Source organism: Kitasatospora sp. NPDC032150 (assembly GCF_055579945.1).
In genome coordinates, this window is sequence record NZ_JBVIMH010000080.1 from 1 (window position 1) to 5,510 (window position 5,510).

At 66.9% G+C, this 5,510-nt stretch carries 4 protein-coding genes and 1 pseudogene; all 5 read left to right on the top strand.

Annotation, left to right across the window (positions count from 1 at the left end; translation table 11 throughout):
• Positions 1 to 254: 254 nt before the first annotated feature.
• Positions 255 to 545, top strand: a pseudogene (locus ACZ5ON_RS35615) (transposase); the annotation flags it as partial.
• A gap of 553 nt (positions 546 to 1,098) precedes the next feature.
• The gene (locus ACZ5ON_RS35620; RefSeq protein ID WP_465601674.1) at positions 1,099 to 1,338 is read left to right on the top strand and encodes a hypothetical protein; all 240 of its coding nucleotides are present in this window, start codon (positions 1,099 to 1,101) and stop codon (positions 1,336 to 1,338) included.
• Between the two features lie 116 nt (positions 1,339 to 1,454).
• Positions 1,455 to 2,729: a PP2C family protein-serine/threonine phosphatase gene (locus tag ACZ5ON_RS35625; protein ID WP_465601677.1), complete on the top strand. Its 1,275-nt coding sequence runs from the start codon at positions 1,455 to 1,457 to the stop codon at positions 2,727 to 2,729.
• A 444-nt stretch (positions 2,730 to 3,173) separates the two neighbouring features.
• A complete protein-coding gene (locus ACZ5ON_RS35630; protein WP_465601680.1) occupies positions 3,174 to 3,296 on the top strand; it encodes a hypothetical protein in 123 nt (40 codons plus the stop codon).
• 570 nt (positions 3,297 to 3,866) lie between these two features.
• Positions 3,867 to 5,216, top strand: a complete 1,350-nt coding sequence (locus tag ACZ5ON_RS35635; RefSeq protein ID WP_465601683.1) for an LGFP repeat-containing protein — start codon at positions 3,867 to 3,869, stop codon at positions 5,214 to 5,216.
• Positions 5,217 to 5,510: the final 294 nt, after the last annotated feature.

Consider the following 5,510-nt stretch of genomic DNA (forward strand, 5'->3'; position numbering starts at 1 on the left):
CAGCCACGTGATCATTGTGACCGCCCGGCCATGCCCAAGGCAGCAACCGGACGGCACGTCACAACGGGGCGAACGTTGCCTGATGCGGCACTAGTACTCCAGCCGTAGATCGTGATCTTGCTGGCCAGGGCCGGTGCGGAGATGGCTACGGCCACCGTTGATCATCGTGAGTTGTGTCGACAAACGAAGATCAGGCGGTGGCCGCGGGTCACAGCGTAGTGCCTGCCTGCTGGCGGGCGATGTTCGATCAGCTGATGCGCCGCGTCGCGGGCCGGTTCGCGCGGGTCGAACCCAGGTGTCGAGCAACGGCGTTGGTGCTGGGTCTGCTGTCCGACCTGCCGAGGAAGAACCGCTGGACCCTGGCCGAGCACGCAGGCGATGCCACGCCGGACGGCATTCAGCACCTGCTGTACCGCGCGAAGTGGGACGCCGACGCGGTCCGCGACGACCTGCGCGTCTACGTGGTCGAGCACCTGCACGACGACGAGGCGGTGCTCGTGGTCGACGAGACCGGGGACCTGAAGAAGGGCACCGCGACGGTGGGCGGACTTCCCGCACTCCTCGACAATCCGGTCCACCAGCTCCGGCGGGAACGTCCGCGTTAGCAAGCCGATCGCGATCCGGTCCGACAATCGCTCGTCCGTCGCCGGTTTGACCTGCCCAGGGCGTGGCATCCAGGCACCTCCTGGACAGGCAGCCTACCAGCAAAGATCCTTAAGTCACTGGTATTGAGGTAGGGGGTGGGTGGAATATGTCCGCAGACGGGGTGTTCATTGTGGCGTCGCAAAGAATTAGTTCGTCGACCTGGTCCGTGACGTTCACTAATCGTTCGGCCGGTGTCGTCGTTGTCAGGGCACTCGCCGAATGCGCCCCCTAAAAAACTAATACTCTGGCAGCACTTCGAAGTTTTGCCTGCTCAGGCAGTTTGGTGAGTGAAGCAGGCTGATGATCATCAGGGGCGGTCTTCATGGGACCGCCCCTCGGTCGTGTGCAATCGTCGTTGATAGTGGCAGCAACGGGCGACGGCCTGGCGTTGCCTGCGTCAGGTGAACCAGTTCAAGGCATAAGCGCGGGGCGCGCATCGTGCGGACGCGGGCCATGGGGATTGCCAGCTGCCAGGAGTCGCCGGATCTCTGCCACGGTGAGGTCGAGCAGGGTGCGGGAACCGATTCTGCAGCCCCTTTTGATGTCGCGAACCACGACCACCAGGGCGATCCCGACGCTCCCGACGCCGACTTGGTGCTCGCCCTGAACTGGGACAGCACCGACGGCTGGTCGTACGTCTGGGGCCCGCTGACACCAGCTGCTACGCGGGCTGAGCGAGGGGTCAGCGGCTGACCGACCGGCGTGGATTGCTCCACGCAGCATCCGGCAGCCGCACGATGAGCGGCATGAAGCCGAATCGCAGCCCCGCCGAGATCGCCTGCGCTGCTACGGGAAGGTGGTGAACCGCCATGGACGAGGAGATCGTGGACCGATCGGAGGGTTTCGGCGAGCAACTGCTCGGCCTGCTGCTGGATAGGGCGCGGCTGATGCCGCCGCAGCTGATCGCCCCGCTGATCGCGGATGGGGTGGCCAGGATCGGCGGTCGTGACGTCTCCATCCTGCTCCAGGACTACGCACAGGAGCTGCTGGTGCCGCTGCCGGGCAAAAAGCTGCACGTCGGCCAGCCCGAGCCGGTGGACGGCTCCCCTGCTGGCCGGGCCTTCCTGCGAGCCGAAGCCGTCGAGGTACCGCAGCCCCACGGGGTTCGGATGTACCTGCCGCTGCTGGACGGCAGCGACCAGGTAGGTGTGATGGCCCTCACCCTGGACGCCGTTCGCGCCGACGACCGGCGCTTCCTGCGCTGGCTCGCCAGCCTGGCCGCCGACATGCTGGTCACTAAGAACGCCTACACCGACCAGTTCTTCCAGGTCCGGCGCCGGGAACCGATGAGCGTGTCCGCGGAGATCCAGTGGAGCCTGCTGCCGCCGCTGTCGATGACCGTTCCACAGGTCAAGGTGGCCGGCATCCTGGAGCCCGCCTACCGCGTCGCAGGCGACAGCTTCGACTACGCCCTCAACGACAATATCCTGCACATGGCGGTGATCGACGCGATGGGCCACGGCCTGGACGCCGCCGTGATGGCGACCGTCGCCATCGGCGCCTACCGGCATGCCCGGCGCGTATTCATCAGTCTGCCCGAGAAGTACGCGTTCATGGACGATGCCATCTCCCGGCAGTTCGGGCCCGACCACTTCGTCACGGCGCAGCTGATGCACATCAACATCGCCACCGGTGAGCTAGAGCTGGTCAACGCGGGCCACCCCGCGCCACTGCTGATCCGTAATGGCCGGGTCGTGCGGCAGCTGGAGAGCGCGACGACGTTGCCCGTCGGCTTCGGTGGTGAAGCACCCCGGGTCAGAGAGCACGTGCTCCAGCGGGGCGACCGGGTGCTGTGTTACACCGACGGCATCATCGAGGAGCACGTCGTAGGCGGGGAGCCGTTCGGTGAGGAACGCCTCATCGCCTGTATCAACCGCCTCGGGAAGGAGCCGTCAGAGGGGGTGCGGGCGGACTTGCGCCGGCTCTCCCACACACTGAAGAGGGAACGAGGCGGACGCACCAGCGACGACGCCACCCTTTTCATGATCGAGTGGCACGGCGGCGGCGCCGACCACCCGCGCTCAGCCGAAACGCGATCGACATCGCAGTGCTCCCCACCGCCGCAATCTTGGCGAAGTCGGTAGCGCTGGCCGGGTTCGGCCTGGGCTCGCTGATCGAGATCGGCGCCTCCACCGTGGCGATCTGGGAGCTGCCCGGCTGCCCATGGACGCTATCGAACACATCGGGCCCGTCGGCGGGCCCCGGGGGCTCGCGGCTACCGCTACCTCGTGCGCCGCTTCGGCACACCGGCACCCGGACCGCACCCCGCGCTCCAGGTGATCCCCTCCGCGACACAGTGGGCCGCGATCCCGAGCTGGGAGTGGCACAAGGCCGGCGTCGACCCCAAGCGCTCCAGCTCAGACTCGCCCCGAGCGACCATCGCCGCCGCAGACGCCCACCGTCGCCGGCCGCCGGGCCCTGCCTGCCCAGCTGTACGGTCGCAGCGTGAGCGATCAGCACCCGCAGCCCCTGCACCACCCGGACCTCACCCTGACCCTGGACGCGTTGGCGCAGCTGCCAGTTGGCTGGTGCTGCCTGCCCCGACCAAGCGGGAGTTGGTGGCCGCGCTGCTCTCCGCTCCGGACGATCCGTGGTGGGAGGACCGGGTGCTCCACACGAAGCTCTACCCGGTGAAGGACCGTCGGGTGTGACCTGTTGTTGTGTAGTCACAAAAGACTTGCAAGATCACTAACGCTGCGACCTGCGGTGTTGCAGATTGCCTGAGACGGCGATTTCGGAGTTGATCACGGCCTGTGTGTCAATCGGGTCCGTATCTGCGCAGGTCGTAGGTGTGCGTTCGTGATGTTGCGAGTTGATTGAGACATGTCGCAGGTCGATTGAGAATTTCCGGAGACGGGTGCGCCCTGTTGCTGCCCATGACGCCTTCCTGCGCGTTGTGGCGGCCACGGGCGCAATGCTGCGGCGGGGGGCCGGGCGGGAGTCGTTGCAGCGGATCGTACGGAGCCGGAGGGGCCACGGTGGGACGGGCTCTGACCGAGCGTCGGTCGCGGCGGCGTGTGAGCGCGATCAGTGGGAGAAGACCGTGGGTACGCCGTGGCCCGGATGGGCCAGATGCGGGACACCGGCTGCGAACTGCGCGCGTACTCAGTACCTGCTCCCTTGGATGTACCCGTGCGGGACGCCGAGCCGTTCACCCGTTAGTGTCAAGTGGTTCGACATGTCGAGTCATTCGACTTGGCATGTGCGCGAGAATCACTCGGGTGAACATCATCAGGGAACACTCAAGGCCCTGCGGACGAGCGCGTCGAAGGGGAGCGAAAATCTCGCTCCTGCTCACTGCCCTTCTCGCCGGCTCCGCCCTCTTCCCGGCGACGGCCTCCGCCGCCGGGCAGGACCCGGAACAGATCTGTGGCCACACGGTCCAGGGCCGCATCCTGGAAAAGTACCGGGAGTACCGGGGCACGCTCGGCTGCCCCCAGGGTGACGAGCAGACCGCTCCCGACGGGATGGGCCGGTTCAGTGTCTTCGACGGCGGCTCGATCTACTGGAGCCCCTCCACCGACGCCCACGCCATCTGGGGCCTCATCCGCGACAAGTGGGCCGCCCTGGGCAGGGAGAAGGGCTCCCTCGGCTACCCCACCAGCGACGAACTGTCCCTCCCTGACGGTGCTGGGAAGCGTCAGGTGTTCCAGGGCGGCTCGCTCTACTGGCATCCCATGCGTTCCAACGGCGTCCACCCCGTCTGGGGCCTCATCGGCCAGCGCTGGGGACAGGCGGGCTGGGAAGGCGGGGTCTACGGCTACCCCATTACCGACGAACTCCAACAGGAGGGCGTCACCCAGATGTTCGAGCACGGCCCCATCCGGTGGTCGCCGAATGAGACCGCGAACCCGCTGATCCCCCGCGCGAACGCCCAGTTCTTCCAGGGCAGCCCGGCCCCGGGTGATCTGAAGGAGAGCGCCACGCTGCTACCCAAGGGCCCCGACCGGGGCATCGTCGTGGTGCGCGGCTACATCGGCGACGACGGCAACCCGGTCAACCACTCCCTGGGCAACCACCGCCTGTGGAGCACCGAACCCGAAGCCAGCTCCAAGGTGGCCATCGCCTGGGACACCGCCACGGGCCAGGTCGGGATCTACGTCGACCAGTCCTGCGTCGGGGATCTGACATGCCGTAATGCCAAGCCTCTGGTGCGTACCGAGCACGCCAAGGTGGTCCAGGACGACCGGACCCCGCAGAACGAGTACTGGGCCGAGCCCTATGGTGACGGCGGCATCCGGGTGGACGTGTCAGCGGTCAACTCGTTCGTGGACGTCCCGGGCTCGCAGTACGCGGATCTCGGCCGGATCAACGCGACGTTCCACATTTACCCGCACGGCTACGACGACAAGAACCAGAACTTCACCGGCTTCGACGTCGACACGAGCAAGGACAAGTACCCGTCCTGGGAGGTCCTGCGCTACCCGCGTCTGCTGGAGAATTCCGGTTCCCCGCAGGCTCTGTGGCAGGGCACCGTGTGGCAGGGTTCCATCACGGACCTGAAGGCCCCGCAGCACCTGTGCTACCGGAACGACCCGGACCACGCACCCGTCAACATGACCTGCAACTGATCACGCGGGAGGGCGGTCCGTCCGGTCTCCTGCTCGGTCCACCGGGACGATGTACACCCTGGCGAGGTGGGCGCCGATTCCGGCGCTGCGGAGGTGGCCGGGCGAGGGATTGGTCGCCTTGGAGGCCCTGTACTTGTGAGGTTCCGGCCGGTAGGACATGTTGTCCCCCGGCCGGAACCTCACAAGTAGTGAGGCCCCCCTAGGGCCTGTTCCAAGTTGGGATCACGACGCGGGGCGGAGGCTGCGGAGCCACAGGACTGCGCCGCGCAGATGGAGTCCGGCGAGGTAGCTGTC

Excerpts from the sequence above, each read along its gene's own strand:
- ACZ5ON_RS35620 (WP_465601674.1), top strand. The coding sequence starts at position 1,099 with ATGGGGATTGCCAGCTGCCAGGAGTCGCCGGATCTCTGCCACGGTGAG.
- ACZ5ON_RS35625 (WP_465601677.1), top strand. The coding sequence starts at position 1,455 with ATGGACGAGGAGATCGTGGACCGATCGGAGGGTTTCGGCGAGCAACTG.